The organism is Streptomyces sp. SID14515 (assembly GCF_010548505.1).
Taxonomy (GTDB): Bacteria; Actinomycetota; Actinomycetes; order Streptomycetales; family Streptomycetaceae; genus Streptomyces; species Streptomyces caviscabies.
Genome location: NZ_JAAGMH010000067.1, coordinates 62,968 through 87,891 on the forward strand (window position 1 = coordinate 62,968; position 24,924 = coordinate 87,891).

Annotated in this window: 21 protein-coding genes; 10 read left to right on the top strand and 11 right to left on the bottom strand. The window is 71.8% G+C overall.

The genetic code is table 11. The features are described 5' to 3' along the window. Positions 1–58: 58 nt before the first annotated feature. From G3I54_RS13165 to coxB, 3 genes are read right to left on the bottom strand one after another with little or no spacing between them, the layout of a single operon-like run. Positions 59–457: a cytochrome c oxidase subunit 4 gene (locus G3I54_RS13165; protein WP_164614295.1), complete on the bottom strand. Its 399-nt coding sequence runs from the start codon at positions 455–457 to the stop codon at positions 59–61. Further along, a complete protein-coding gene (ctaD, locus tag G3I54_RS13170; RefSeq protein ID WP_164614297.1) occupies positions 454–2,190 on the bottom strand; it encodes a cytochrome c oxidase subunit I in 1,737 nt (578 codons plus the stop codon). The genes G3I54_RS13165 and ctaD overlap by 4 nt, the downstream gene beginning before the upstream one ends. Further along, positions 2,187–3,155: a cytochrome c oxidase subunit II gene (gene coxB / locus G3I54_RS13175; RefSeq protein WP_164614339.1), complete on the bottom strand. Its 969-nt coding sequence runs from the start codon at positions 3,153–3,155 to the stop codon at positions 2,187–2,189. Before coxB ends, ctaD begins: the two co-directional genes overlap by 4 nt. Before the next feature lie 273 nt (positions 3,156–3,428). Here coxB and G3I54_RS13180 point away from each other — a divergent pair, with 273 nt between their 5' ends. Continuing rightward, on the top strand, positions 3,429–4,811 hold the full coding sequence (locus tag G3I54_RS13180) for a cysteine desulfurase/sulfurtransferase TusA family protein (protein ID WP_164614299.1): 1,383 nt from the start codon (positions 3,429–3,431) through the stop codon (positions 4,809–4,811). Here G3I54_RS13180 and G3I54_RS13185 read toward each other — a convergent pair whose 3' ends face one another. Continuing rightward, positions 4,812–5,786 (bottom strand): carbohydrate kinase family protein, encoded by a 975-nt coding sequence (locus tag G3I54_RS13185; RefSeq protein ID WP_164614301.1) that lies wholly within the window; start codon positions 5,784–5,786, stop codon positions 4,812–4,814. It abuts the gene before it with no gap. Between the two features lie 156 nt (positions 5,787–5,942). On the opposite strand from G3I54_RS13185, the gene G3I54_RS13190 reads away from it, so the two are divergent. Together G3I54_RS13190 and G3I54_RS13195 are read left to right on the top strand one after the other, a co-directional pair. Continuing rightward, the gene (locus G3I54_RS13190) at positions 5,943–6,140 is read left to right on the top strand and encodes a hypothetical protein (protein ID WP_164614303.1); all 198 of its coding nucleotides are present in this window, start codon (positions 5,943–5,945) and stop codon (positions 6,138–6,140) included. 197 nt (positions 6,141–6,337) lie between these two features. Next, the gene (locus tag G3I54_RS13195; RefSeq protein WP_164614305.1) at positions 6,338–7,777 is read left to right on the top strand and encodes a hypothetical protein; all 1,440 of its coding nucleotides are present in this window, start codon (positions 6,338–6,340) and stop codon (positions 7,775–7,777) included. 90 nt (positions 7,778–7,867) lie between these two features. Here G3I54_RS13195 and G3I54_RS13200 read toward each other — a convergent pair whose 3' ends face one another. Next, a complete protein-coding gene (locus G3I54_RS13200; RefSeq protein WP_003969624.1) occupies positions 7,868–8,224 on the bottom strand; it encodes an iron-sulfur cluster assembly accessory protein in 357 nt (118 codons plus the stop codon). 242 nt (positions 8,225–8,466) lie between these two features. Between G3I54_RS13200 and nadA the strand changes: the two genes are divergently transcribed. Further along, positions 8,467–9,654, top strand: coding sequence for a quinolinate synthase NadA (gene nadA, locus G3I54_RS13205; RefSeq protein WP_343240327.1), 1,188 nt, complete (start codon positions 8,467–8,469; stop codon positions 9,652–9,654). 283 nt (positions 9,655–9,937) lie between these two features. Further along, positions 9,938–12,130, top strand: coding sequence for a tetratricopeptide repeat protein (locus tag G3I54_RS13210; RefSeq protein WP_164614309.1), 2,193 nt, complete (start codon positions 9,938–9,940; stop codon positions 12,128–12,130). Between the two features lie 96 nt (positions 12,131–12,226). Here the strand turns inward: G3I54_RS13210 and G3I54_RS13215 are convergent, their stop codons facing one another. From G3I54_RS13215 to G3I54_RS13235, 5 genes are all read right to left on the bottom strand, one after another. Next, entirely contained in the window at positions 12,227–15,382 is a 3,156-nt protein-coding gene (locus G3I54_RS13215) for an efflux RND transporter permease subunit (RefSeq protein WP_164614311.1), read from the bottom strand. Between the two features lie 180 nt (positions 15,383–15,562). Continuing rightward, on the bottom strand, positions 15,563–16,279 hold the full coding sequence (locus tag G3I54_RS13220) for a response regulator transcription factor (protein WP_164614313.1): 717 nt from the start codon (positions 16,277–16,279) through the stop codon (positions 15,563–15,565). Further along, on the bottom strand, positions 16,276–17,571 hold the full coding sequence (locus G3I54_RS13225; protein WP_164614315.1) for a histidine kinase: 1,296 nt from the start codon (positions 17,569–17,571) through the stop codon (positions 16,276–16,278). Before G3I54_RS13225 ends, G3I54_RS13220 begins: the two co-directional genes overlap by 4 nt. A gap of 54 nt (positions 17,572–17,625) precedes the next feature. Then, a complete protein-coding gene (locus tag G3I54_RS13230) occupies positions 17,626–17,904 on the bottom strand; it encodes a hypothetical protein (RefSeq protein ID WP_006123934.1) in 279 nt (92 codons plus the stop codon). A gap of 10 nt (positions 17,905–17,914) precedes the next feature. Continuing rightward, positions 17,915–18,700 (bottom strand): PspA/IM30 family protein, encoded by a 786-nt coding sequence (locus G3I54_RS13235; protein ID WP_164614317.1) that lies wholly within the window; start codon positions 18,698–18,700, stop codon positions 17,915–17,917. A 339-nt stretch (positions 18,701–19,039) separates the two neighbouring features. Between G3I54_RS13235 and G3I54_RS13240 the strand changes: the two genes are divergently transcribed. From G3I54_RS13240 to G3I54_RS13250, 3 genes are all read left to right on the top strand, one after another. Beyond that, a complete protein-coding gene (locus tag G3I54_RS13240; protein ID WP_164614319.1) occupies positions 19,040–19,639 on the top strand; it encodes a DUF3043 domain-containing protein in 600 nt (199 codons plus the stop codon). Between the two features lie 98 nt (positions 19,640–19,737). Next, positions 19,738–20,430: a methyltransferase domain-containing protein gene (locus G3I54_RS13245; protein ID WP_164614341.1), complete on the top strand. Its 693-nt coding sequence runs from the start codon at positions 19,738–19,740 to the stop codon at positions 20,428–20,430. A 520-nt stretch (positions 20,431–20,950) separates the two neighbouring features. After that, the gene (locus G3I54_RS13250; RefSeq protein ID WP_164614321.1) at positions 20,951–22,039 is read left to right on the top strand and encodes a trypsin-like peptidase domain-containing protein; all 1,089 of its coding nucleotides are present in this window, start codon (positions 20,951–20,953) and stop codon (positions 22,037–22,039) included. Positions 22,040–22,106: 67 nt separating this feature from the next. Here G3I54_RS13250 and G3I54_RS13255 read toward each other — a convergent pair whose 3' ends face one another. Then, a complete protein-coding gene (locus tag G3I54_RS13255) occupies positions 22,107–22,316 on the bottom strand; it encodes a hypothetical protein (protein ID WP_030080718.1) in 210 nt (69 codons plus the stop codon). Between the two features lie 79 nt (positions 22,317–22,395). Here G3I54_RS13255 and G3I54_RS13260 point away from each other — a divergent pair, with 79 nt between their 5' ends. Further along, positions 22,396–23,598 carry a bifunctional adenosylcobinamide kinase/adenosylcobinamide-phosphate guanylyltransferase gene (locus tag G3I54_RS13260; RefSeq protein ID WP_164614323.1) on the top strand — a complete coding sequence of 401 codons (1,203 nt, stop codon included), beginning with the start codon at positions 22,396–22,398 and terminating at the stop codon, positions 23,596–23,598. A 196-nt stretch (positions 23,599–23,794) separates the two neighbouring features. After that, entirely contained in the window at positions 23,795–24,913 is a 1,119-nt protein-coding gene (cobT, locus tag G3I54_RS13265; protein ID WP_164614325.1) for a nicotinate-nucleotide--dimethylbenzimidazole phosphoribosyltransferase, read from the top strand. Positions 24,914–24,924 lie beyond the last annotated feature (11 nt).

Genomic DNA, 24,924 nt, shown 5'->3' on the forward strand with positions numbered 1-24,924 from the left:
GCGGGCCTTTCCTGGTGTAGCGCGTGTCACCGGCTGAGCGGTGGCACGTAGTGCGGTGTCACTGGGTGCGGTTCTCGCCCCGGTAGTACTCGAAGACCCAGCCGAAGAGGCCGACCAGGAGCAGGGGGGCGGAGAAGTACAGGAGCCACCAGCCGAAGACGACGCCCATGAAGGCGAAGGCTCCGCCGACCGCCAGGGAGAGCGGCTGCCAGCTGTGCGGGGAGAAGAACCCCAGCTCGCCCGCTTCGTCGGCGACGTCGGCTTCCTTGTTGTCCTGGGCCATCGCGTCGACCCGGTTGGCCGTGAAGGCCAGGTAGAAGCCGATCATGATGGACAGCCCGAAGGCCAGGAAGAGCGCCGTGGTGCCGACCGGCTCCTTCGACCACAGGCCGTACACGGCGGCCATGGCGAGGATGAAGACGCTCAGCCAGATGAACATCTGTCCCTGGATCTTCACTTGCCTGCCTCCTTGCCGCCGGCGAGGGCCTTGTCCGACTCGGAGAGGTGGTCGAGCTGTTCGAGCGCCGTGATCTCCGGGTGGTGCAGGTCGAACGCCGGGGATTCGGAACGGATCCGCGGCAGGGTGAGGAAGTTGTGCCGCGGCGGCGGGCAGGAGGTCGCCCACTCCAGCGAACGGCCGTAACCCCACGGGTCGTCGACCTCGATCTTCTTGCCGTACTTGGCGGTCTTCCACACGTTGTAGAAGAACGGCAGCATCGACAGGCCGAGCAGGAACGAGGAGATCGTGGAGATCGTGTTCAGCGCGGTGAAGCCGTCGGCGTCGAGATAGTCCGCGTAACGACGCGGCATGCCCTCGGCACCGAGCCAGTGCTGCACCAGGAACGTGCCGTGGAAGCCCACGAACAGCGTCCAGAACGTGATCTTGCCGAGCCGCTCGTCCAGCATCTTGCCGGTGAACTTCGGCCACCAGAAGTGGAATCCGGAGAACATCGCGAAGACCACGGTGCCGAAGATGACGTAGTGGAAGTGCGCGACGACGAAGTACGAGTCCGAGACGTGGAAGTCCATCGGGGGCGAGGCGAGGATGACGCCGGTCAGACCACCGAAGGTGAAGGTGATCAGGAAGCCGACGGCCCAGAGCATCGGTGTCTCGAAGGACAACGACCCCTTCCACATCGTGCCGATCCAGTTGAAGAACTTCACGCCTGTCGGTACGGCGATGAGGAACGTCATGAACGAGAAGAACGGCAACAGCACACCGCCCGTGACGTACATGTGGTGCGCCCACACCGTCACGGAAAGGCCGGCGATGGCGATCGTCGCGGAGATCAGACCGATGTAGCCGAACATCGGCTTGCGGCTGAATACCGGGATGACCTCGGAAATGATTCCGAAGAATGGTAGGGCGATGATGTACACCTCTGGATGGCCGAAGAACCAGAAGAGGTGTTGCCAGAGCAATGCGCCGCCATTGGCCGCGTCGAAGACATGCGCGCCGAATTTTCGGTCGGCCTCCAGCGCGAAGAGCGCGGCGGCGAGGACCGGGAAGGCCAGCAGGACCAGGACACCGGTCAGCAGGACGTTCCAGGTGAAGATCGGCATGCGGAACATCGTCATGCCGGGTGCGCGCATGCAGATGATCGTGGTGATGAAGTTGACCGAACCGAGGATCGTGCCGAAGCCGGAGAAGGCCAGACCCATGATCCACATGTCGGCGCCGACGCCCGGCGAACGGACCGCGTCCGAGAGCGGGGAGTAGGCGAACCAGCCGAAGTCGGCCGCGCCCTGCGGGGTGAGGAAGCCCGCCACCGCGATGAGCGAGCCGAAGAGGTACAGCCAGTACGCGAACATGTTCAGCCGCGGGAACGCCACGTCGGGCGCGCCGATCTGCAGCGGCATGATCCAGTTCGCGAATCCGGCGAACAGCGGCGTCGCGAACATCAGCAGCATGATCGTGCCGTGCATCGTGAACGCCTGGTTGAACTGCTCGTTCGACATGATCTGCGTACCCGGACGGGCCAGCTCGGCGCGCATGAAGAGCGCCATCAGTCCGCCGATGCAGAAGAACACGAACGAGGTGACCAGGTAGAGCGTACCGATCGTCTTGTGGTCAGTGGTGGTCAACCACTTCACGACGATGTTTCCCGGCTGCTTGCGCCGCACGGGCAGCTCGTCCTCGTACGAGTCGTCTGCCGGAGCGGCACCCTGAGGTTCGTTGAGGATGCTCACAGTTGGTTCTTCTCCGCATTCCTGGCCGGGTCGGTCTGCGCGATGCCTGCCGGCACGTAGCCCGTCTGACCCTTCTCAGCCAGCTCCTTGAGGTGCTGCTGGTAACGCTCCGGGGAGACGACCTTGACGTTGAAGAGCATCCGGGAGTGGTCGGCGCCACAGAGCTCGGCGCACTTGCCCATGAAGGTGCCCTCCCGGTTGGGAGTGACCTCGAACGCGTTGGTGTGGCCCGGGATGACGTCCTGCTTCATGAGGAACGGCACCACCCAGAAGGAGTGGATGACGTCACGCGAAGTGAGGACGAAGCGGACCTTCTCACCCTTCGGCAGCCACAGGGTCGGACCCGGGTTGCCGTTCTGCGGGTTGCGGGTCCCGGGGATGCCCACGTCGTAGACGCCGCCGGCGCCCTCGGGGAAGTCCTTGCGGAACCGGTCGGGGATGGCGTCGAGTTCCTTGGGGAGCTCGGGGCCCGCCGCGGGCTGGCCGTCCACCTTCTCGATGTAGTTGAAGCCCCAGCTCCACTGGAAGCCGACCACGTTGATGGTGTGGGCGGGCTTTTCGGAGAGCTCGAGGAGCTTCGACTCATCACGCGCGGTGAAGTAGAAGAGCACCGAGACGATGATGAGGGGAACCACTGTGTACAACGCCTCGATGGGCATGTTGTACCTGGTCTGCGGAGGTACCTCCACCTTGGTCCGGCTACGCCGGTGGAAGAAGACGCTCCAGAGGATCAGTCCCCAGACAAGGACACCCGTGACGAGCGCTGCCGCCCACGAGCCTTGCCAGAGGGAGAGGATCCGAGGGGCCTCTTCCGTAACCGGAGTGGGCATTCCGAGGCGGGGGAAATCCTCCCAGTTGTATGAACAACCGGAGGCCGTCGCCAGGACCAGGCCCGCAGTCAGCACCTGCGGCAGCTTCCGCCGCATCGGGCGCCGCGACGAGCGGTCGGAGCCGTTGGGACTCACGTAGCGCCTTCCCGAGAGTCTCGCCCGCACGGTCGGCGCGCCCGTATGTCTCTGGTCGGTCGCCGGCCCTGACGCGGGCAGGGGTTTGGATGTTTATGCGGACCAAACCCTACTGGACGCTATTTGGGGTCGCGCGGGGAGGGTGCCCAACGCGCCGCCCGACACCCCCTGCGGATGGAATCCTGCCCTCCGGCCCTCATCTGACGGCCACTCGCCTGCCCGGAAGGGGCGGCCCCCGCCGAGGTGGGGCCGGGTGCGGGCTAGCGTGGCGGGGTGCCCTACTTCGATGCCGCCTCCGCCGCCCCCCTGCACCCCGTCGCACGCCAGGCGCTGCTTGCCGCGCTCGACGAGGGCTGGGCCGATCCCGCCCGGCTGTACCGGGAGGGGCGGCGGGCCCGGCTGCTGCTGGACGCGGCCCGCGAGGCCGCCGCGGAGGCCGTCGGATGCCGCCCGGACGAGCTGGTCTTCACCTCCTCCGGGACGACGGCGGTGCACGCGGGAATTGCCGGGGCTCTTTCGGGGCGTCGGCGTGTCGGCCGCCATCTGGCCCTCTCCGCGGTCGAACACTCGTCGGTACTCCATTCGGCGGCGGCCCACGAGGCGGCGGGCGGCTCGTTCACCGAGGTCCCGGTGGAGCGGTCCGGGGCGGTGGACCCGGCGGTGTTCGGCGGGGCGCTGCGGGCCGACACCGCGCTGGCCTGCCTCCAGTCGGCCAACCACGAGGTGGGCACCGAGCAGCCGGTGGCCGAGGTCGCCGCGCGCTGTGCGGAGGCCGGGGTGCCGCTGCTGGTGGACGCGGCCCAGTCGCTCGGCTGGGGGCCGGTCCCGGCGGGCTGGTCGCTGCTGACGGCGAGCGCGCACAAGTGGGGCGGTCCGGCCGGGGTCGGGCTGCTCGCGGTCCGCAAGGGGGTGCGCTTCGCACCCCAAGGCCCGGCCGGGGAGCGGGAGTCGGGGCGGGTGCCGGGGTTCGAGAACCTGCCGGCGATCGTGGCGGCGGCGGCCTCGCTGCGCGCGGTACGGGACGAGGCGGCGGCGGAGTCGGTGCGGCTGCGGGCCCTGGTGGACCGGATCCGGTCGGTGGTGGCCGAGCGCGTGCCCGATGTCGAGGTGGTGGGCGATCCGGAGCGGCGGCTGCCGCATCTGGTCACCTTCTCCTGTCTCTATGTCGACGGGGAGACCCTGCTGCATGAGCTGGACCGGAGGGAATTCTCCGTATCGTCCGGTTCGTCCTGCACGAGCAGCACGCTGACCCCGAGCCATGTGCTCAAGGCGATGGGGGTGCTCTCGGAGGGGAACGTCCGGGTCTCGCTGCCGCCGGGCACGGCCGGGGCGGACGTGGACCGCTTCCTGGAGGTCCTGCCGGAGGTGGTCGCGGAGGTACGGGAGCGGCTCGGGGCCCCGGTGACCGCGCCCCCCTCCCCCGGTCCCGCCGCGTCGCTGGTGGTCGACGCGCTGGGCCGCCGCTGCCCGATCCCGGTGATCGAACTCGCAAAGGTGATCGGAGAGGTAGCGGTGGGCGCCACGGTGACGGTGCTCGCCGACGACGAGGCGGCGCGCCTGGACATCCCGGCCTGGTGCGAGATGCGGGGCCAGGAGTACGTGGGCGAGGAGCCGGCGGACCGCGGCTCGGCCTATGTGGTCCGCCGGCTCGCCTGATCAGGCCAGGTGCTGGCGGACCTCGGCGGCGGCCTCATGGCCGTACGCCTTGGTGAAGCGGTCCATGAAGTGGGTGCGGCGCAGGGTGTACTCCTGGGTGCCGACCGTCTCGATGACCAGGGTGGCGAGCATGCAGCCGACCTGGGCGGCGCGCTCCAGGCCGACGCCCCAGGCGAGGCCGGAGAGGAAGCCGGCCCGGAAGGCGTCGCCGACGCCGGTGGGGTCGGCCTTGGTGTCCTCCTCGGGGCAGCCGACCTCGATGACCGGCTCGCCGACCCGCTCGATCCGGACACCGCGGGCGCCGAGGGTGGTGACACGGTGGCCGACCTTGGCGAGGATCTCCTCGTCGCTCCAGCCGGTCTTGGACTCGATGAGCCCCTTCTCGTACTCGTTGGAGAAGAGGTAGGTGGCGCCGTCGAGGAGGATGCGGATCTCGTCGCCGTCCATCCGCGCGATCTGCTGCGAGAAGTCGGCGGCGAACGGGATGTTCCGGGAGCGGCACTCCTCGGTGTGGCGGAGCATCGCCTCGGGGTCGTCGGCGCCGATGGAGACGAGGTCGAGGCCGCCGACGCGGTCGGCGACGCTCTTGAGCTCGATGAGGCGGGCCTCGCTCATCGCGCCCGTGTAGAAGGAGCCGATCTGGTTGTGGTCGGCGTCGGTGGTGCAGACGAAGCGGGCGGTGTGCAGTACCTCGGAGATACGGACCGAACCGGTCTCGACGCCGTGCCGGTCGAGCCATGCGCGGTACTCGTCGAAGTCGGATCCGGCGGCGCCGACCAGGATCGGGCGGGTGCCGAGCAGGCCCATCCCGAAGCAGATGTTGGCGGCGACACCGCCCCGGCGCACATCGAGGTTGTCGACCAGGAAGGACAGGGAGACCGTGTGCAGCTGATCCGCGACCAGCTGGTCGGCGAAGCGGCCGGGGAAGGTCATGAGGTGGTCGGTGGCGATCGAGCCGGTGACTGCAATACGCACGGGGAGGCTACTCCTGCGGAAGGCGAAGGGCCGTGAGTGCGCCCTCCGGGACGACGTGACAGTTCACGCTACCGGGTGAGCCGACGGCCGGGAAAAGGGAAAACTACCCGATAGTAGGGCTTTCTACCTGAGCTCGACCGTGGTTACGGTGCGGATATGTCGAAGCACACCGCATTGCCCGAGTCGGATTTGAGCCTGGCCGCACTGCGCGGAGACTGCGCGCGGATGGCTCCGCACTGGACGGCGCCCGTGAAGAGCGCACCCGTTCCGGTGAAGCCGTCCCTGATCAACGGGGTGACGGTGCCGCCCTCGTCGGCGCGGCTGATCGACGCGATGTCCGAGTACGGCGACTGAGGGCGGACCCGGCCGGGCCGGACCGCACCATGTTTCGGCCCTTTCGTCGCGGGTTCCGGCGGAATCCGTACGGCACCCGCGTCCGGGCCGCGCCCGGCCGTGGGAACCGCACGCTCCTCTGCTCCGTCCCACCGGTGTCCCCGTCCGGGGGCACGCGGTAGGCACCGCGACGGCAACGCAGTCGAAGGAGCGATCCGGTGAGCACCGAGCGACCCGACAACGACGTGACCGGCCCCCGGCGGCGGCGTCCGCCGCTCGCGGTGGCCTCGGTGGCCGCGGCCGTGCTGCTGGCCGGGGGCGGCGGGGCGTACTGGGCCTCGACCGCTTCGGGCGACGGCGGCAGGGCGGACAGCGGTGCGGCGGCCAAGGGCGAGGCCCCGCCGCTGGCCCTGGACGCCGCCGCGGACGGCCCGGACCGGGCCGCCTCGTCCTCCGACACCCCTCCCCCGGGCATCGCCCCCGGCGAACCGGATCCGGGCGGCCCGCCCGTGACCTACCGGGCCGCGGGCGACCTCCCGGACGGCCCGGACGAGGCGGCGGTCCACCACGCGAAGGGCACGGTGGCGTCGGCCGATGTCGCCCGGCTGGCGAAGGCGCTGGGCATTCCGGGCTCGCCGCGCACCGAGGGCACGTCCTGGGTGGTCGGCGACGAGGACGGCCCCGGCGCGCTCCTGAAGGTGACGAAGCAGGCGCCGGGCACCTGGACGTTCGCCCGCACCACCCCCACCGAGCCGTGCGAGCCGGGGAAGATGTGCGCGAACGGGCCCGCGGAGCCGGGCGGCGACCCGGTGAGCGAGAAGGCGGCGAAGGCGGCCGCGGTCCCGGTGCTCAAGGCGGCCGGGCAGGACGACGCGGCGCTGAACGCGGGCCAGCTGATGGGCGACATCCGGGTGGTGAACGCCGATCCGAAGATCGACGGGCTCCCGACGTACGGCTGGTCGACCGGTGTCCAGGTGGGCCCGGACGGCAAGGTGACCGGCGGCAGCGGGCATCTGAAGGCGCTGGAGAAGGGCGCCACCTACCCGACGGTCGGCGCGGACGAGGCGCTGAAGCAGCTGAACGCGGCGAACAAGGGCAAGGGCGACGCCTCCGGTGACATCGGCGGCTGCGCCACACCCGTCCCGCTGGAGGGTGAGCAGAAGTCCCCGTCGGATCCGCAGTGCGTGCCGTCGAACGGCAAGCGGGCCCCGGTGACGCAGACGGTCGAGGACGCGGTGTTCGGCCTCGCGCTGAACTATGTGGACGGCCGGCAGACGCTGGTGCCGTCCTGGCTGTTCACGGTCCGGCAGGCGCCGGGCGGTCCGGAGCACACGGTCACCCAGGTCGCCGTGGACCCGAAGTTCATCGAGAAGCCGGAGACCCCGACGCCCTCCGGGGACCGGAAGGTGACCTCGTACGGCGCGGACGGACGGACCCTTGAGGTGACCTTCTGGGGCGGCGTGTGCAGTACGTACACGGCGAGCGCCCAGGAGAGCGCCGGCCAGGTCCGGATCTCCGTCACGGAGAAGCCGCAGGAGGGCAAGAAGGCCTGCATCATGATCGCCAAGGAGCTGACCCGGACGGTGACCCTGGAGAAGCCGCTGGGCGATCGTACGGTGATCGACGCGGCGTCGGGCGGTGCGGTGCCGCGCGGCTGACGCGGACGACGGCTTGAGGCGGACGTACACACGGCGGCGGCCCCGGGAATGATTCCCGGGGCCGCCGCCGTGTGTTCCCGCCTTCGGCGCTCAGCTGAAGGAGTCGCCGCAGGCGCAGGAGCCGGTGGCGTTGGGGTTGTCGATCGTGAAGCCCTGCTTCTCGATGGTGTCGACGAAGTCGATGGAGGCGCCGCCCAGGTACGGGGCGCTCATCCGGTCGGTGACGACCTTGACGCCGTCGAAGTCCTTCACGACGTCACCGTCGAGCGAACGCTCGTCGAAGAAGAGCTGGTAGCGCAGGCCCGAGCAACCGCCGGGCTGAACGGCGACGCGCAGCGCCAGGTCCTCGCGGCCTTCCTGCTCCAGCAGGCCCTTGACCTTGGCGGCGGCGGCGTCGGACAGGAGGATGCCGTCGCTCACGGTGGTGGTCTCGTCCGATACGGACATCTGCTTCTCTCCCGGGTTGTACGGACTGCTTGCCGACGGTTCAACCGCCTGCGCCGCGGATTCATTCCGGGCCAAGCGCTTGTCTGTTCCTTTTCATGCTCGCACACCCGGTCGCCCGGGGGATGCGTCACATCGACGCTATCGGCATCGTCAAAGTGACACGAAGCGGCTATGATAGATAGCGTCAAATAGACGAAAAGGCGCGTTCGCAGAAGCGCAGAGCAGAACGCAGAGAAGAAAGGGTGCGTGACGTGACCACGGCCCAGCCCCTGGACGTACAGCCGACACCCCTCGCGCTGCTGCTGCTCGGCCGCGAGGCCGACCCGAGGAGCGAGCGCGGCGTCGAATGCCCCGGCGACCTCCCCTCGCCGTCCGACCCGGACCTGGTGGAGCGCGCCCGCGCCGCCAAGGAGAAGCTCGGGGACAAAGTGTTCGTCCTCGGCCACCACTACCAGCGCGACGAGGTCATCCAGTTCGCGGACGTCACCGGCGACTCGTTCAAGCTGGCCCGCGACGCGGCCGCGCGCCCGGAGGCGGAGTACATCGTCTTCTGCGGTGTGCACTTCATGGCCGAGTCCGCCGACATCCTGACCACGGACGACCAGGCGGTCGTGCTGCCCGACCTGGCGGCCGGCTGCTCGATGGCCGACATGGCCACCGCCGAGCAGGTCGCCGAATGCTGGGACGTGCTGACGGAGGCCGGGGTCGCCGATCAGGTGGTGCCCGTCTCGTACATGAACTCCTCCGCCGACATCAAGGCCTTCACCGGCAAGCACGGCGGCACGATCTGTACGTCCTCGAACGCGAAACGGGCCCTGGAGTGGGCCTTCGAGCAGGGCGAGAAGATCCTCTTCCTCCCCGACCAGCACCTGGGCCGCAACACGGCCGTACGGGACATGGGGCTGAGCCTGGAGGACTGCGTCCTCTACAACCCGCACAAGCCGAACGGCGGCCTCACCGCCGAGCAGCTGCGCGACGCGAAGATGATCCTGTGGCGCGGGCACTGCTCGGTCCACGGCCGCTTCTCGGTCGAGTCGGTCGAGGACGTCCGCGCGCGGATGCCCGGGGTCAACGTGCTGGTGCACCCGGAGTGCAAGCACGAGGTCGTCGCCGCCGCGGACTACGTGGGCTCGACGGAGTACATCATCAAGGCCCTGGAGGCGGCCCCGCGCGGCTCGAAGTGGGCCATCGGCACGGAGCTGAACCTGGTCCGCCGCCTGGCGAACCGTTTCGCCGCGGAGGACAAGGAGATCGTCTTCCTCGACAAGACGGTCTGCTTCTGCTCGACGATGAACCGCATCGACCTGCCGCACCTGGTCTGGACCCTGGAGTCGCTGGCCGAGGGCAAGCTGGTCAACCGGATCGAGGTCGACCCGGAGACGGAGAAGTACGCCAAGCTCGCCCTGGAGCGGATGCTGGCGCTGCCGTAACGGACGCCGATCCCCCGCCGGGAGCCGCGGGGAGCGCCTGGAGCCCCGGTATGCCGCAGGTCGGCGTGCCGGGGCCTTCGCGTGCCGGGGCTTTCCGTGTGCCGGGGCTTTCGTGTGCCGGAGCTTTCGCGTGCCGGTGGGCGGGTTCCGGTCCGGCCGGTTCTTCCATACGGCAGCCGATGACACCACCCCGTAACTACGCTGCTACTCACCGCAGCGAATCTTCGCGCGGGCGGAACCGATGAGGCTGACCGGATGGGCCGGCGAGAACGGTGGGGCGGGCATGAACGACGAGGACCGTGGGGCGGGCGTGGACGACGAGGCGCGTGGGGCCGGTTCGGGCGATGAGGCACCTGCGGAGGAGGCCGACGCGTCGGCGCGTGCCGAGCAAGAGGTACGCGACCTGCGCGACGCCGCCGAGCGGGACCCCGCCACCGGTCTGCCCGCCCTGGCCCGGGCCCTGCACCGGCTGTCGAACCGGCGCTCCGCCACCGGCGACCGCACCGGCGCGCTGGCCCCGGCGAAGGAGGCCGCGCGGATCTACGCCGAGCTCGGCATGCGGCGCCCCGGGGGCTTCCAGGCCGAACTGGCCCTGACCATGGGCGCGCTGGGCGACCGCGTGGCCGAGACCGGGGACCTGGCGGCCGCCGTGCCGTTCGCGCAGCAGTCCGTGCGGCTCCAGCGCGAGCTGGTCGAGGAGAACCAGCCGGGCGCGTCCGTCCCGGCGCTCGCGGAGTACCTCCTGAACTACGCCACGCGGCTGGCGAGTGCCGGGGAGACCGTGGCGGCCGTGCCGCAGGCGGAGGAGGCGGTCGGGCTCCTCCGGGGGCTCGCCGAGGAGGATCCGGACGCCTTCCTTCCACGGCTCGCCGCGGCCCTCCACGCCCTCGGCCACCACCGGGCGGCCGTGAGCGACACCTCCGGGGCGGTCGAAGCGGCCCACGAGGCGCGCGGCCGCTTCCGCCTGCTCGCCGCCCGGCGGCCCGAGTTCCGTCCGGAGCTGGCCGCGGCCATGGACGGCTTCGCCGGTCACCTCAACCAGGAGGGCGACACAGGGGCGGGTCTCCGGGTGGCGCGGGAAGGCGTGGCCCTCCACCGCGAGCTGGTCGCGGAGCGACCCGAGGCCTTCCGCCCGGGCCTCGCCGCCGCGCTGCGCACCCTCGCCCGGAGCCTGGCCGGCGCCGAGGGGCCGAAGGAGGCCTCGGCCCCGGCGCGGGAGGCCGTCGAACTCCTGCGGGAACAGGGCGACGCCGTCCTGGGCGAGCTGGCCGACTCCCTCCAGATGCTCGGCACGTACGTGGAGCGGAGCGGGGACGCCGAGGGGGCGGTGGCGGCGTTCCGGGAGGCGCTGGCCCTGCACCGGTCGGCGGCGCTGGAGTTCCCCGGCGGCCCCGACGCCTCGCTGGTCTCCGCGCTCGACGACCTGGCCCGGGCGCTCGCCCGTACCGGCGAACACGCGGCGGCGGTCGAGGAGTTCGACGAGACCGTCAAGGAGTTCACCGGGGCCGCACCGGCGACCGCCCGGCGGCTCGGCGTCGAGCGGAGCGCCTTCCTGCTGCGCTGCCCCGCCCCCTGGCCCACGACCGGGGTCACCGAGTTGGTGACCTGGCTCGACGAGGACGCGGAGTCGACCGGCGGCGCGGACGCCGTGACCGTACGGGCCCGGCAGGCGCTGCGCGCGTACGGTGACAGCGCGGCGGTGCGCACGGCGTGGGAGGAGGAGACCTTCACGCCCGTGCCGGACTGGCTCGCCCTGTCGGCGAAGACCCTGGACCTCGTCAGCGCCTGGATGTTCGCGCCGAACTGGCCCCGGTCGCGCGACTTCTGGTCCCGCAACGCCGATGTCCTCGGCAGCGAGGAGGCTGCGACGGCCCTGGACGAGCTGGCGGTCCTGCACCCGCGCGGTGCGCAGCAGCACGCCCTGCTCCGCGACGCGGTCCTCGTCCACGGGGTGACCGCCGCCTACGATCCGCTGATCCTGCAGGAGCAGTTGGCCCAGTGGCTGGAGTGCGCGGACTGGAAGGAGTCGCGGGCCTATCTGGAGGAGCACCCGCGCCTCCTGACCGTGCGGCCGCCCGACGCCACGCCGCTGGCCCATGTCGCGATGCTCGACATCGGCCGCACCGAGGGCCTGGACGCCGCGTACCGCCTCGTCGAGGACCGCGAGGCCCTGCAGGCGTACGTGGACCGGGCGTTGGCGGCCGGGGACGGCGTCGCGCTGATGCACGGCGGGGGCATCGAGGGGCAGGTCTTCGGCGACCGGCTCTCCTCGCTCACCCACGCCCAGGTGGCGCTGGTGCTCGCGGGGGCCACCGAGGGCTTCGAGCCGGACGACCTCGCCGCGCTCCTGCACAAGGCCCCGGAGGAGACCCGGGCCCGGCTGGTGCGGGAGACGGTCGCCCTGAGCGTCCGGCTCCCCGAGCAGCACGGGACGACCTGGCACCGGATCATCCGGGCGCTGGGCGGGGACGCCTGAGACCCTGCCTTACGCCTGAGACCCTGCCGTACGCCGAAGGGGCCCGCCCCACGCGGATGCGTGGAGCAGGCCCCTCTTCTCTGTCCGGCTGTCGGGTCAGGCCTGCGCGGGTTCGGCCTCGCGGGCCTCCTCCGGCTCCGGCTGGTCCGCCGCGCCCGCCTTGGCCGCGCGCTTGGCGGCCTTCTTCTTGGCGCGGCGCTCCTTGCGGAGCTCGACCATCGCGTACAGCGTCGGCACGAGCAGCAGGGTCAGCAGCGTGGAGCTGATCAGACCGCCGATAACCACGATGCCCAGCGGCTGCGAGATGAAGCCGCCCTCGCCGGTGACGCCGAGCGCCATCGGGAGCAGGGCGAAGATGGTCGCGAGCGCCGTCATCAGGATCGGGCGGAAGCGGTGGCGGCCGCCCTCGATGACGGCTTCCATGATGCCGAGGCCCTGGGCGCGGTACTGGTTGATCAGGTCGATCAGCACGATCGCGTTGGTGACCACGATGCCGATGAGCATCAGCATGCCGATCATCGCGGGGATGCCCAGCGGGGTGCCCGTGACGAGCAGGAGGGCCAGGGCGCCGGTCGCCGCGAACGGCACGGAGACCAACAGGATCAGCGGCTGGATCAGCGACCGGAAGGTGGCCACCAGCAGCATGAAGACGATCGCGATGGCCGCCAGCATGGCGAGGCCGAGCTGGCCGAAGGCCTCGTTCTGGTCCTCGGTGACGCCGCCGATGGTGGCGGTGGCGCCCTCGGGGAGGTCCAGCGCGTCGATCTTCTTCGCGAGCTCGGTGCTGACCGCGCCGGTGTTGTCGCTGACAGGCTTGGCGGTGATCGTCGCCGAGCGCTGTCCGTCGATCCGGGTCATCGAGACCGGGCCGGGGACGACCTTCACATCGGCGATGTCACCGAGCTTGACCGGACCGAGCGGCAGGGCCTTCAGCTCGGCCATGGTGGCGGCCGGCTTGGAGGAGCGGATGACGATGTCGCGCTCGGTGTCGTCCAGCGTCGCGGTGCCGGCGGGCGTACCGCGTACGGCTCCGGCGACGATCCCGCCGAGGGTGGCGGAGTCGAATCCGGCGGCGGCCGCCTTGTCGTTGGCGGTGGCGGAGATGCGCGGGACGCTCTGCGCCAGGTCGCTCTGGACGTCGGTGACGTCCTTGATGGTGGCGACCTCGGTGCGGACGGCCTCGGCCGCCTTCTTCAGGACGTCGCCGTCGGCGGCTTTGACCACGACGCTCAGGTCCTGGGAGCCGAAGCCGTCGCCCGCGGCGATGGTGGTGTCGCCGATGCCGTCGAGCTTGCCGAGGGCCTCGTCGATACGGTCCTGGGCGTCCTCGTAGTCCGCGGCGTCCTTCAGGGTGACCTGGTAGGAGGCCTGGTTGGCGCCGGTGCCGCCGCCGAAGGCGGCCATGAAGCCGGAGGAGCCGACGGTGACCTGGTAGTCCTTGACGCCCTTGTCCTCCTGGAGGACCTTCTCGACCTTGCGGGCCGCCTCGTCGGCGGCCTCCAGGCTGGTGCCGGGGGTGAGTTCCTGCTTGACGCTCAGGACCTCCTGCTCGCCGGCGTCGAAGAAGTTCGTCTTCAGCAGCGGGACCATCCCGAAGGTGCCGAAGAGCACGGCGACGGCGATGACGAGGCTGGTGATACGGCGGCGGGTCGCGAAGCGCAGGACCGGGACGTAGATCCGCTGGAGCCTGCTGGCCGCTTCCTTCTCCTCGGCGAGGCGGCGGGCTTCCGCCGCGTCCTCGGGGGTGCCCTTGGGCGCGCGCAGGAACCAGTACGACAGGACCGGCACGACGGTGAGCGAGACCACCAGGGAGGCCAGCAGGGCCGCGGTGATGGTCAGCGAGAACGAGCCGAAGAGCTGGCCGACCATGCCGCCGACCAGACCGATGGGCAGGAAGACCGCGACGGTGGTGAGGGTGGCGGAGGTGACCGCTCCGGCGACCTCCTTGACCGCGGTGATGATCGCCGCGTGGCGGTCCTCGCCGTAGCCGAGGTGACGCTTGATGTTCTCCAGGACCACGATCGAGTCGTCGACGACCCGGCCGATGGCGATGGTGAGCGCGCCGAGGGTGAGCATGTTGAGCGACAGGTCGCGGGTCCAGAGCACGATCAGCGCGAGGACGATGGAGAGCGGGATGGAGACCGCGGTGACCAGCGTCGAGCGGATCGAGGCGAGGAAGACCAGGATCACGACGACCGCGAAGGCCAGGCCGAGCGCGCCCTCCGTGGTCAGCCCCGAGATCGACTTGGAGACGGCGGGGCCCTGGTCGGAGACGACCGTCAGCTCGGCGCCGGCGCCGAGGTCCTTGCGGAGGTCGGGGAGCTTGTCCTTGACGGCGTCCGAGATGGCGACGGCGCTGCCGTCCTTGTCCATCGTCGCCATCACGGCGAGGCTCGGCTTGCCGTTGGTGCGGGTGATGGAGACCGCCGTGGACGGCTCCTGCTTCACCTCGGCGACGTCACCGACGCGCACCGGCTTGCCGGACTCGCCCGGGCCTGCCGCCGGGTCCTTGGCGACGACCTGGAGGTCCTCGATCTGCTTCAGCGAGGTGAAGGCGCCGCCGACCTGGATGGTGCGGCTCTTGCCGGACTCGGAGAAGGAGCCGGCCGGCAGGGTGGCGCCGCCCGCCTGGAGGGCCTGGGAGAGCGTGCCCGCGTTCAGACCGGCCGCGGCGAGCTTCCGGTCGTCGGGGACGACGGAGACCTGGAGGTCCCACACCCCGTCCACCGTGACCTGGCCGACGCCGTCGATGTCCTGGAGGGCCGGGACGACCGTGCGGTCGAGCTGGTCGGCCAGGAGCTGCTGGTCCTTGTCGGAGGTGACGGCGAGGACCACGGTCGGGATGTCGTCCGTGGAACCGGCGACCACCTGCGGGTCGACGCCGTCGGGCAGCTGGGCGCGGGCCCGGTTCACCGCCTGCTGGATGTCCGCGACGAGCTGCTTGGTGCCCTCGTCGCCGAAGTCGAAGGTCGCCATGATGAGGGCGTTGCCCTCGCTGGCGGTGGAGGTGATGCCCTCGACGCCGTCGACGGCCTTGAGGGAGTTCTCCAGGGGCTCGACGACCTGCTTCTCGACCACATCGGGAGACGCACCCTGGTAGGGCGCCAGCACCGAGACCATCGGCAGTTCGATGGTCGGCAGCAGCTGCTGCTTGAGCTGCGGGATCGCTATCGCGCCGAAGACCAGCGCGACAATCGAGATCAGCCCGATCAGGGCCCTTTGCGCGAGGCTGAATCTGGACAGCCAGGACATGGGTGGGTCTCTCTTCTGTGGCGTACGCGGCAGAGGGGCGGGGAGGGAAAAAGCGGGACACCTCCAGCCCAGTCCTACGATCTCCGCTGCGCGCCGCCGAAACGTCGCCCCCCGGGCTGCTTTCTTATGCCGCGCATACCGCAGGTGGAGTACGCCGAAGTACGCCGTACCGCCGCCCGGTCAGTCCGCGCGAGGACGCACCAGGCCCGATTCGTAGGCGATTACCACCAATTGGGCCCGGTCCCGGGCTCCCAGCTTCGCCATCGCCCGGTTCACATGGGTCTTGACGGTGAGCGGGCTGACCGCGAGCCGCTCGGCGATCCGGTCGTTGGAGTGGCCGCCCGCGACCTGCACCAGCACCTCGCGTTCGCGGCCGGTGAGCGCCGCCAGCCGCTCCGCGTACTCCGCGCTGTCCGGCCCCTCCCCCGCGTTGCCGCCCTGGGCCAGGAACGTGGCGATGAGCCCCTTGGTCGCCGCCGGGGAGAGCAGCGCCTCGCCGGCGGCGGCGATCCGGATGGCGTTGAGGAGTTCGTCCGGCTCCGCGCCCTTGCCGAGGAAGCCGGAGGCTCCGGCGCGCAGCGACTGGACCACGTACTCGTCGACCTCGAAGGTGGTGAGCATGACCACCCGCACCGCGGACAGCTCCGGGTCGGCGCTGATCATGCGGGTCGCGGCGAGCCCGTCGGTGCCCGGCATCCGGATGTCCATGAGCACCACGTCGGCGCCCGTGGCCCGGGCCAGCTCCACCGCCTGGGCCCCGTCGGCGGCCTCGCCGACCACCTCCATGTCCGGCTCGGAGTCCACCAGCACCCGGAACGCGCTGCGCAGCAGCGCCTGGTCGTCGGCGAGCAGCACCTTGATCGGCGCCTCCCCGGCTTCGGGCGTTGGCTGGGTCATCGGCGGATCCCCGTCCCGCCCGCTGTGCCCGGCCGCTCCGGTTCACCCGTGCGGGCCTCGACCGGAAGGATCGCATGGACCCGGAACCCGCCGCCGTAGCGAGGCCCCGCGGTGAGGGCGCCGCCGAGCGCGGTGACGCGTTCGCGCATGCCGACCAGGCCGTGGCCGCCGCTGTCCAGGCCGTCGTCGGCCGTGCCGCCGGCCACTCCGGAGCCGGCCGGCCGGGCGGCGCTCCCCCGGCCGTTGTCGAGCACGGTGACCTCGGCGGTGGCGCCCACCCGTACGACGCTCACCTCGGCCTTGACCCCGGCGCCCGCGTGCTTGCGGACGTTGGTCAGGGCCTCCTGGATGACCCGGTAGGCGGCCAGGTCGACGGCGGCGGGCAGCGGGTCCCGGTAGGCGCAGGCCACCTCGACGGGGAGCCCGGCGTTGCGGAAGGTGGTGACCAGCTCGCCGAGGACGGCGAGCCCGGGGGCCGGTTCGGTGGGCGCCTCGGGGTCGCCCTGCTGGCGCAGGAGGCCGACGGTGACGCGGAGCTCGTTGAGTGCGGAGCGGCTGGCGTCGCGGACATGGGCGAGCGCTTCCTTGGCCTGGTCCGGGCGCTTGTCCATGACGTGGGCGGCGACCCCGGCCTGGACGTTGACCAGGGCGATGTGGTGGGCGACGACGTCGTGGAGGTCCCGGGCGATGCGCAGCCGCTCCTCGGCGACCCGGCGGCGGGCCTCCTCCTCACGGGTGCGCTCGGCCCGCTCGGCGCGTTCCCGGATGGCGTCGACGAACGCGCGCCTGCTGCGTACGGCGTCCCCGGCGGCCCCGGCCAGTCCGGTCCAGGCGAAGACGCCGAAGTTCTCCTGGCTGTACCAGGGGGTCGAGCCGAAGACCATCGCGGCCGCGGTGAGCCCGCCCATGGTCAGCAGTCCGACCCGCCAGGTGGTGGGGCGGTCGGTGCGCGAGGCGACGGTGTAGAGCGCGATGACCGTGCTCATCACGACCGGGGCGGGCGGGTCCATCAGGACGTACTCGGTGGCCGAGAGGAGCCCGGTGGCGGCGAGCACCGCCATCGGGCGCCGTCGCCGCAGGACCAGGGCGAGGGCGGCGAGCACCATCAGGAGGACGCTGAGGGGTTCGGGGGTGCGGGTGCCGAAGGTCGGCCCGTGTCCGGTGCCCGGGTCGGCGAAGGAGCCGCAGATCATCGCGACGAGGGCGCCGAGGGCCAGGGCCGCGTCGAACGCGAGCGGATGGTCCCGGAGCCAGCGGCGGGCGCGCACGAAGCCGGACGAGAGGGTGGTCACGTTCAGCTACGGTACGCGGCCGCTCCACGGGCCCGCCGGGGCCGGCCCGTGGAATCAGTTGGGGATGAGGCCGTCGTCGCTGAGCATGGCGCGTACGTCTTCGAGGGTGGCGTCGGGAGCCGGCAGGATCAGCTCGGACGGCTCCAGGGAGTCGTCCGGCAGCGGAGTGCCGAGCTCGCGCACCTTGTCCAGGAGCGCGTGGAGAGTCGTGCGAAAGCCGGGGCCGTCGCCGCTCTCCATCTCCTTGAGCAGGACGTCGTCGAGCTCGTTCAGTTCGACGAAGTGACTGTCGGCCAGCTTGACCTGGCCCTCCCCCATGATCCGTACGATCATGACGCTGCCCTCACTGCTTGTCGAACTTGTGCGGGGACGACTGCTGCGACTGCTGCGCGCTGTCCTGCGTGCCGCCCTCGATGGCCTGCTGCGAGGAAGAGGAGCCGCCGGCCAGCTCGGCCTTCATGCGCTGCAGCTCCAGCTCCACGTCCGTGCCGCCGGAGATCCGGTCCAGCTCGGCGGCGATGTCGTCCTTCGCCGTGCCGGTCGGGTCGTCCAGGGCGCCGGAGGCGAGCAGCTCGTCGATGGCGCCGGCCCGCGCCTGGAGCTGCTGCGTCTTGTCCTCGGCCCGCTGGATCGCGAGGCCGACGTCGCCCATCTCCTCGGAGATGCCGGAGAAGGCCTCGCCGATCCGGGTCTGGGCCTGCGCCGCCGTGTAGGTGGCCTTGATGGTCTCCTTCTTCGTGCGGAAGGCGTCGACCTTGGCCTGCAGCCGCTGGGCCGCGAGGGTGAGCTTCTCCTCCTCGCCCTGCAGCGTGGTGTGCTGCGTCTCCAGGTCGGTGACCTGCTGCTGGAGGGCGGCGCGCCGTGAGAGCGCTTCGCGTGCCAGGTCCTCGCGGCCCAGCGCCAGCGCCTTGCGGCCCTGGTCCTCCAGCTTGGACGACTGGCCCTGCAGCTGGTTCAGCTGCAGCTCCAGGCGCTTGCGGGACGTCGCCACGTCGGCGACGCCGCGGCGCACCTTCTGAAGCAGCTCCAGCTGCTTCTGGTACGAGTAATCGAGGGTCTCGCGCGGATCCTCGGCCCGGTCAAGGGCCTTGTTTGCCTTCGCGCGGAAGATCATCCCCATACGCTTCATGACACCGCTCATGGGCTTCGCGCGCCCCCTTCTGACGGACTGAGCTCCAGCACTCCCGATAGAACCCACAGTACGGGCCCTGCCTCTATTACCGCACTGTTCGGACGCCGATGTGCTCCTCCCCAAGGACGACTGCACCCGCCGAACGCTCCCGCCCAGGGTGTAGGTGAGGCCCCGGGACCTCTCCATGACGAACTCCGGAACGGGCGGTTAACGCCCGTATCCACCCGTCTCCACCCGTCGCCACCTGCCGGAACACTTCCGGGGACGCCGTCCGTTGCCGGATCGTTCCCGCCCGGGTCCGCGGGCCCGCGCGGGGACCCCGTACCCTTGGGTTTTGTGTTCCGTAGCCGTGCCAAGACAGAGAAGGCCCCCACCGACAAGGTGACGGCGGACCTCTCCCAGCAGCCCCGCGACCCGCAGGCTCCCAAGGGTCGCCCCACCCCCAAGCGCAGCGAGGCCCAGACGCAGCGCCGACGCGCCGCGTCCAGCGCGCCGACCGACCGCAAGGCGGCCATGAAGCGCCAGCGCGAAGCGCGCCGCGCCGACCTGGCCCGGCAGCGTGAGGCGCTCGCGTCGGGCGACGAGCGCTATCTCCCGGTCCGCGACAAGGGCCCGGTCAGGCGCTTCGTCCGCGATTACGTGGACTCGCGCTTCTGCATCGCCGAGTGGTTCCTGCCGCTCGCCGTGATCATCCTGATCCTCAGCGTGATCCAGGTGCAGAACATCCAGAGCATCTCGCTCCTGCTCTGGCTCGGCGTGATCATCCTGATCGTGATCGACTCGATCGGTCTGTCGATGCGCCTGAAGAAGCAGCTGCGCGAGCGCTTCCCGGACACGCCGAAGCGCGGAGCCGTGGCGTACGGCCTGATGCGCACGCTCCAGATGCGCCGACTGCGGCTTCCGAAGCCGCAGGTCAAGCGCGGAGAGCGGCCCTGAGCACGGAGACCTCCGGCGCGACCGGGGTCTCCTCGGCGTGCCCGGCAGGTTCCGTCGGCGTACGCGACCGGGTCCGCCGGGAGCTCGTCGCACGGCAGCTGGACGAGCAGATAGCCGCCCGCTTCCCGGTGGGGCAGCGGCTGCGCGTCCTGGACGTCGGCATGGGCCGGGGCACCCAGGCGCTGCGCCTCGCGCGGGCCGGTCACTCGGTGACCGGCCTGGAGTCGGACGCGGAGCTGCTGACGGCGGCCCGCGCGTCGCTGGCGACCGAGCCGGAGGGCATCCGGGAGCGGGTCAGGCTGATCGAGGGCGACGGCCGGGACACCGGTGTGCACTTCCTGCCCGGCAGTTTCGACGTGGTGCTCTGCCACGGCGTCCTGATGTACGTCGAGGAGCCGGACCCGATGCTGGCCGGGCTCGCCCGGATGCTGGCCCCGGGCGGCCTGCTGTCCCTGCTCGTACGGAACGCGGACGCGCTCGCGATGCGCCCGGGGCTCGCCGGTGACTTCGGCGCAGCCCTGGCCGCCTTCGACACCGCCACCTGCACCGACCACCTCGGCGTCACGGTGCGCGCGGACCGGCTCGACGCGCTGCGGGCCACGCTCGCGGGGATCGCCGCGCCGCTGCACGCCTGGTACGGGGTGCGGGTCTTCACCGACGGCGTGGAGAACGACGCGGAGCCGCCGGCCGAGGAGCTGGAGCGGGTCCTGACCCTGGAGGACCGGGCCGGGCGGACCGACCCGTACCGGGGTGTGGCGGCGCTGCTGCATCTGTGCGGGGTGCGCGGCTAGCAACGCCACGGCCGCCCCCGCCGCTCGTACATCCTCGCGACCCCGGTGCTCCCGCCACTGGCGGGGTATCTCACCCGGATCGGGCCGCCCCGGGCCTGGGTGGTGCACCCGATGCCGATCCCCAAGGCCGGTGACCGGTCCGTCGGGGTCGACCAGGGTTTCGATCCGCGCCTCGGAGCCTTTCGCGGACAGCGGGCCTTCGGCGTCTGGTACGGATCGAGGACGCTCAACTCACCCGTCGACCGGCGGCTGTTCCTGTCCGGTTCCTGGGTTCAGGACCCGGTGCGACGGCGGCAGGCCGAGATTCCGGAAGGCACGCGGGAGGAGACGCTGGAGCAGTGCGCGGCGACCGCGGCCGGCCGTCCGCCGCGTCCCGCGCGGAGGGCGGCCACCGGCGGGCCCGGAGCCCGCGCGCGCCTTCCCTTCCTGGGCGCGGGAGCGCGCCGACGACTTCCGCTGAGCGGGCCCGTTCGGCCCATCAGTACGGGCACCCGAACGGGCCGACCCACAGACTCCGGATATGGACGCATCCCCCTCCCGCAGCCGGGCGCGCAGGCTGCTGATCCCCCTGTCCGCGGCCGTCTGCGCCCTCGCCCTGGCCGGTGGCTGCTCCGGTACGGACGCGGCGGCCCCGGCGCCCGAGGCCCCCGCGTCGGGCACGGCGCAGGGTGCGGTGAAGCGCGCCCCCGACGATCTGCAGGACGCCTACCAGGCCGTCATCAACGACGTGCTGCCGTCGGTGGTGCAGATCGACGCCTCGGACAGCCTCGGTTCCGGGGTCGTCTACGACGACCGGGGGCACATCGTCACCAATGCCCATGTGGTCGGCGACGAGAAGAAGTTCAAGGTCAGCGTCGCCACCGGGGAGGCGGTGCTGAACGCCTCGCTGGTCTCCTCCTACCCGGAGCAGGACCTGGCCGTGATCAAGCTCGACGAGGTGCCGGACGGGCTGAAGCCCGCGAAGTTCGGCGACGCGGAGAAGGTCGAGGTGGGCCAGATCGTGCTGGCGATGGGCTCGCCGCTCGGCCTGTCCAGCAGCGTCACCCAGGGCATCGTCTCGGCGCTCGGCCGGACCGTGAGCGAGAGCCGGGCGGGCGGCGGCACGGACGCGACGATCGCCAACATGGTGCAGACGTCCGCGGCGATCAATCCGGGCAACAGCGGTGGGGCGCTGGTCAACCTGGACAGCCAGGTGATCGGCATTCCGACCCTCGCGGCGACCGACCCGCAGATGGGCGACAGCGCGGCGCCGGGCATCGGCTTCGCGATCCCCGTCTCCATGGTGAAGACGGTCGCGGACCAGATCATCAAGGACGGCAAGGTCACCGACTCGGGCCGGGCCGCGCTGAACATCACCGGCCGTACGGTCGTCGACGACGACTACCGCCCGGCCGGGGTGGCGCTGGTCAGCGTGGACCGGGGCGGCGCGGCGGACAAGGCGGGGCTGAAGCCCGGCGACACGATCACGAAGATCGGGGACACCCCGGTCACCACGATCACCTCGCTCTCGGAGGCGCTGGCGGGTGACAAGCCGGGCCAGAAGGTGACGGTGACGTACACCCGCGACGGCGACAGCCGGACGGCGGAGGTCACGCTCGGCGAGATCTGATCCCGGAGAACCGGAAGACAGGGGCGGTACGGGGTTTCCCGTACCGCCCCTGCCCGTGGGCCGGGCGTCAGGCGCTGTCGGCCTGCAGGCTCATCGGGCCGTAGATCTTGGTGGTGTCCTCGAAGAGCGTCACCTGTGCGGCACCGCCCTCCAGGAGCTCTTTCCAGTACTCACCGATCCAGGACTCCGCGTCGCCCTGGGTGGTGAACTCCTCCGGCTGCAGCGCCGGCTCCGTCTCCGTACCGTCGGACTTCTCGAACCGCCACGTCCACGCCATGCCAGCCTCCTGGGTCGCGTTGCTGCTCCGCAGCCTAGCCGGGCGCGCACCTCGCGGGGGGACGCGGGAGGATCAAGGTGTGGAACTGACTCTGCTCGGCACCGGAGCCCCCGAAGGGCTGCCGCGCCCCTCCTGCCCCTGCGCGGCCTGCGCCTCGGCCCGCGGCCCGTGGGCGCGGGCCGCGACGGCCCTGCTGGTCGACGACGCACTGCTGCTGGACCTCACCCCGGGAGCGGTGTTCGCGGCCGCCCGTGCGGGGCATTCGCTGGCCGCGGTCCGCCAGGTGCTGCTGACCCACCCGCACGACGGGCCCGCCGTCGAACTGCCCGCCCTGCTGCCGCCGGCCGGGCGGGTGCCGGACGGCCAGGTCCTGACGCTGATCAGCGGGCACCGGGTGCGGGCGGTGGCGATGGACGCGCCGGGGACCGGGTACGAGGTGACCGCCCCGGAGGGCGAGCGGCTGCTCTACCTGCCGCCGGGAGCCGCGCCCTCGGGGCTCGACGGGCGGGCGGATCCGCCGTACGACATGGTCGTCCTCGATGTGATCGCGCGGCCCGACGCGGTGGCCCGGCTGCGGTCGGCCGGCGCGGTCGGCCCGACGACCGAGGTGATCGCGGTCCACCTGGACCACGACGCCCCGCCGGGCGCGGCGCTGGAGCGGCGGCTCGCGGCGGCCGGGGCGCGGGCGGTGCCGGACGGGACGACGCTGGTGGTGGGCGAGTACCACGCGGTGCCGGACGTGCCGCGCCGGGTGCTGGTGACCGGGGGCGCGCGGTCGGGGAAGTCGCTGGAGGCGGAGCAGCGCCTGGAGACGTTCCCGGAGGTGGTGTACGTGGCGACCGGCGGCCGCCGCGACGGCGACCCGGAGTGGGCGGCCCGGGTCGGGCTGCACCGGGAGCGCAGGCCGGGCGCCTGGCGGACCGAGGAGACCTGCGAGCTCACGGAGCTGCTGCGGGCGGACGGGCCGCCGCTGCTGATCGACTGCCTGTCGCTGTGGCTGACCGACGCGATGGACCGGGTCGCGGCCTGGGAGGACGAGCGGTGGCGGGACGGCGGCGAGACGGCGTTGCGGGCGCGGGTCGCGGAGCTGGTCGCGGCGGTGCGCGGGACCCGGCGGCCGGTGGTGCTGGTGACCAACGAGGTGGGGTCGGGGGTGGTTCCGGCGACGGCGGCGGGGCGGCGGTTCCGGGACGAGCTCGGGCGGCTGAACGCGGCGGTGGCGGCCGAGTGCGAACAGGTGCTGCTGGTGGTGGCGGGTCAGACGCTGGTGCTGCGGGGGTAGATGTGACCGGTGGGCCGGGGCCGGACCCGTCCCGGGGGCGTGCTGCTCGCGGCCGGGACCGGCCGGTGGACCGACCGGTACTGTTCCGGGCAGGGCGTGTCCGGCCGATCCGATCCTGATCCGCCGGACCCGCCCCAGGGGCCCGCCGCCGGGTTCCGCACCGGACCCGACGTGACGACCCGCGAGGCAGACCTCCGTGAACCTGGACGACTTCTCCGACCTGATCCAACGCCCCGACGGGGGTGTGCGGCGCGATGCCGAGGAGCGGCGCGAGCGGCTGACCGTACCGCCGGGGGCGCTCGGACGGCTCGACGAGCTGGGCGAGTGGCTCAGCGCCGCGCAGCAGTCCGTGCCGGTCAGGGCCGTCGAGCAGCCGCGTCTGGTGCTCTTCGCCGGTGACCACGGGGTGGCGGAGCTGGGCGTCTCCGGCCGGCCGGCGGGAGGCGCGTACGAGCTGGTGCGCTCCGCCCTCGACGGGGCGAGCCCGGTCGCGGTGCTGGCGCGGCGTTTCTCGGTGCCGATGCGGATCGTGGACGTGTCGCTGGACTGCGATCCGGAGCTGCTGCCCGAGTCCGTGGTGCGGCACCGGGTGCGGCGGGGTTCGGGGCGGATCGACGTCGAGGACGCGATGAGCGCCGAGGAGGCCGAGCAGGCGGTCCGGCTGGGCATGGCCATCGCCGACGAGGAGGCGGACTCCGGCACCGATCTGGTGGTGCTCGGCGACCTCAGCGTGGGCGGGACGACGGCCGCGGCCACGCTGGTCGCGGCGCTCTGCGGAACGGACGCCTCCGTGGTGACCGGGCGCGGTGGCGCGGGCATCGACGACCTGGCGTGGATGCGCAAGTGCGCGGCGATCAGGGACGCGCTGCGCCGGGCCCGGCCGGTGCTCGGCGACCAGTTGGAGCTGCTGGCCGCCTCCGGCGGGGCCGACCTGGCGGCGATGACGGGCTTCCTGCTGCAGAGCGCGGTGCGCCGGATGCCGGTGATCCTGGACGGGGTCGTCTCGGCGGCCTGCGCGCTGGTGGCGCAGCGGGCGGCGTTCCGGGCGCCGGACTGGTGGCTGGCCGGCCAGGTCAGCGGGGAGCCCGCGCAGACGAAGGCGCTGGACCGGATGGCGCTGACCCCGCTGCTGGACCACGGGGTGACGGTCGGCGAGGGCAGCGGCGCGCTGCTGGCCCTGCCGCTGGTGCAGGCCGCGGCGGCGCTGGCCGCCGAACTGCCGGAGCGCGAGCCGGAGAAGGCCGCGGACGAGGAGCCGGAGGCCCCGGTGGCGTCGGAAGCGGAGTCGGACGCCGCGGCTCTCGACGGAGTCTGAGACCCCGGGCC

Bases quoted from the DNA above. Each gene is read 5' to 3' on its own strand.
- G3I54_RS13230 (WP_006123934.1), bottom strand. From the start codon at position 17,904: ATGATCGTACGGATCATGGGGGAGGGCCAGGTCAAGCTGGCCGACAGT.
- G3I54_RS13200 (WP_003969624.1), bottom strand. From the start codon at position 8,224: ATGTCCGTATCGGACGAGACCACCACCGTGAGCGACGGCATCCTCCTG.
- G3I54_RS13210 (WP_164614309.1), top strand. From the start codon at position 9,938: ATGAACGACGAGGACCGTGGGGCGGGCGTGGACGACGAGGCGCGTGGG.
- G3I54_RS13190 (WP_164614303.1), top strand. From the start codon at position 5,943: ATGTCGAAGCACACCGCATTGCCCGAGTCGGATTTGAGCCTGGCCGCA.
- G3I54_RS13255 (WP_030080718.1), bottom strand. From the start codon at position 22,316: ATGGCGTGGACGTGGCGGTTCGAGAAGTCCGACGGTACGGAGACGGAG.
- G3I54_RS13250 (WP_164614321.1), top strand. From the start codon at position 20,951: ATGGACGCATCCCCCTCCCGCAGCCGGGCGCGCAGGCTGCTGATCCCC.
- G3I54_RS13235 (WP_164614317.1), bottom strand. From the start codon at position 18,700: ATGAAGCGTATGGGGATGATCTTCCGCGCGAAGGCAAACAAGGCCCTT.
- G3I54_RS13220 (WP_164614313.1), bottom strand. From the start codon at position 16,279: ATGACCCAGCCAACGCCCGAAGCCGGGGAGGCGCCGATCAAGGTGCTG.
- G3I54_RS13215 (WP_164614311.1), bottom strand. From the start codon at position 15,382: ATGTCCTGGCTGTCCAGATTCAGCCTCGCGCAAAGGGCCCTGATCGGG.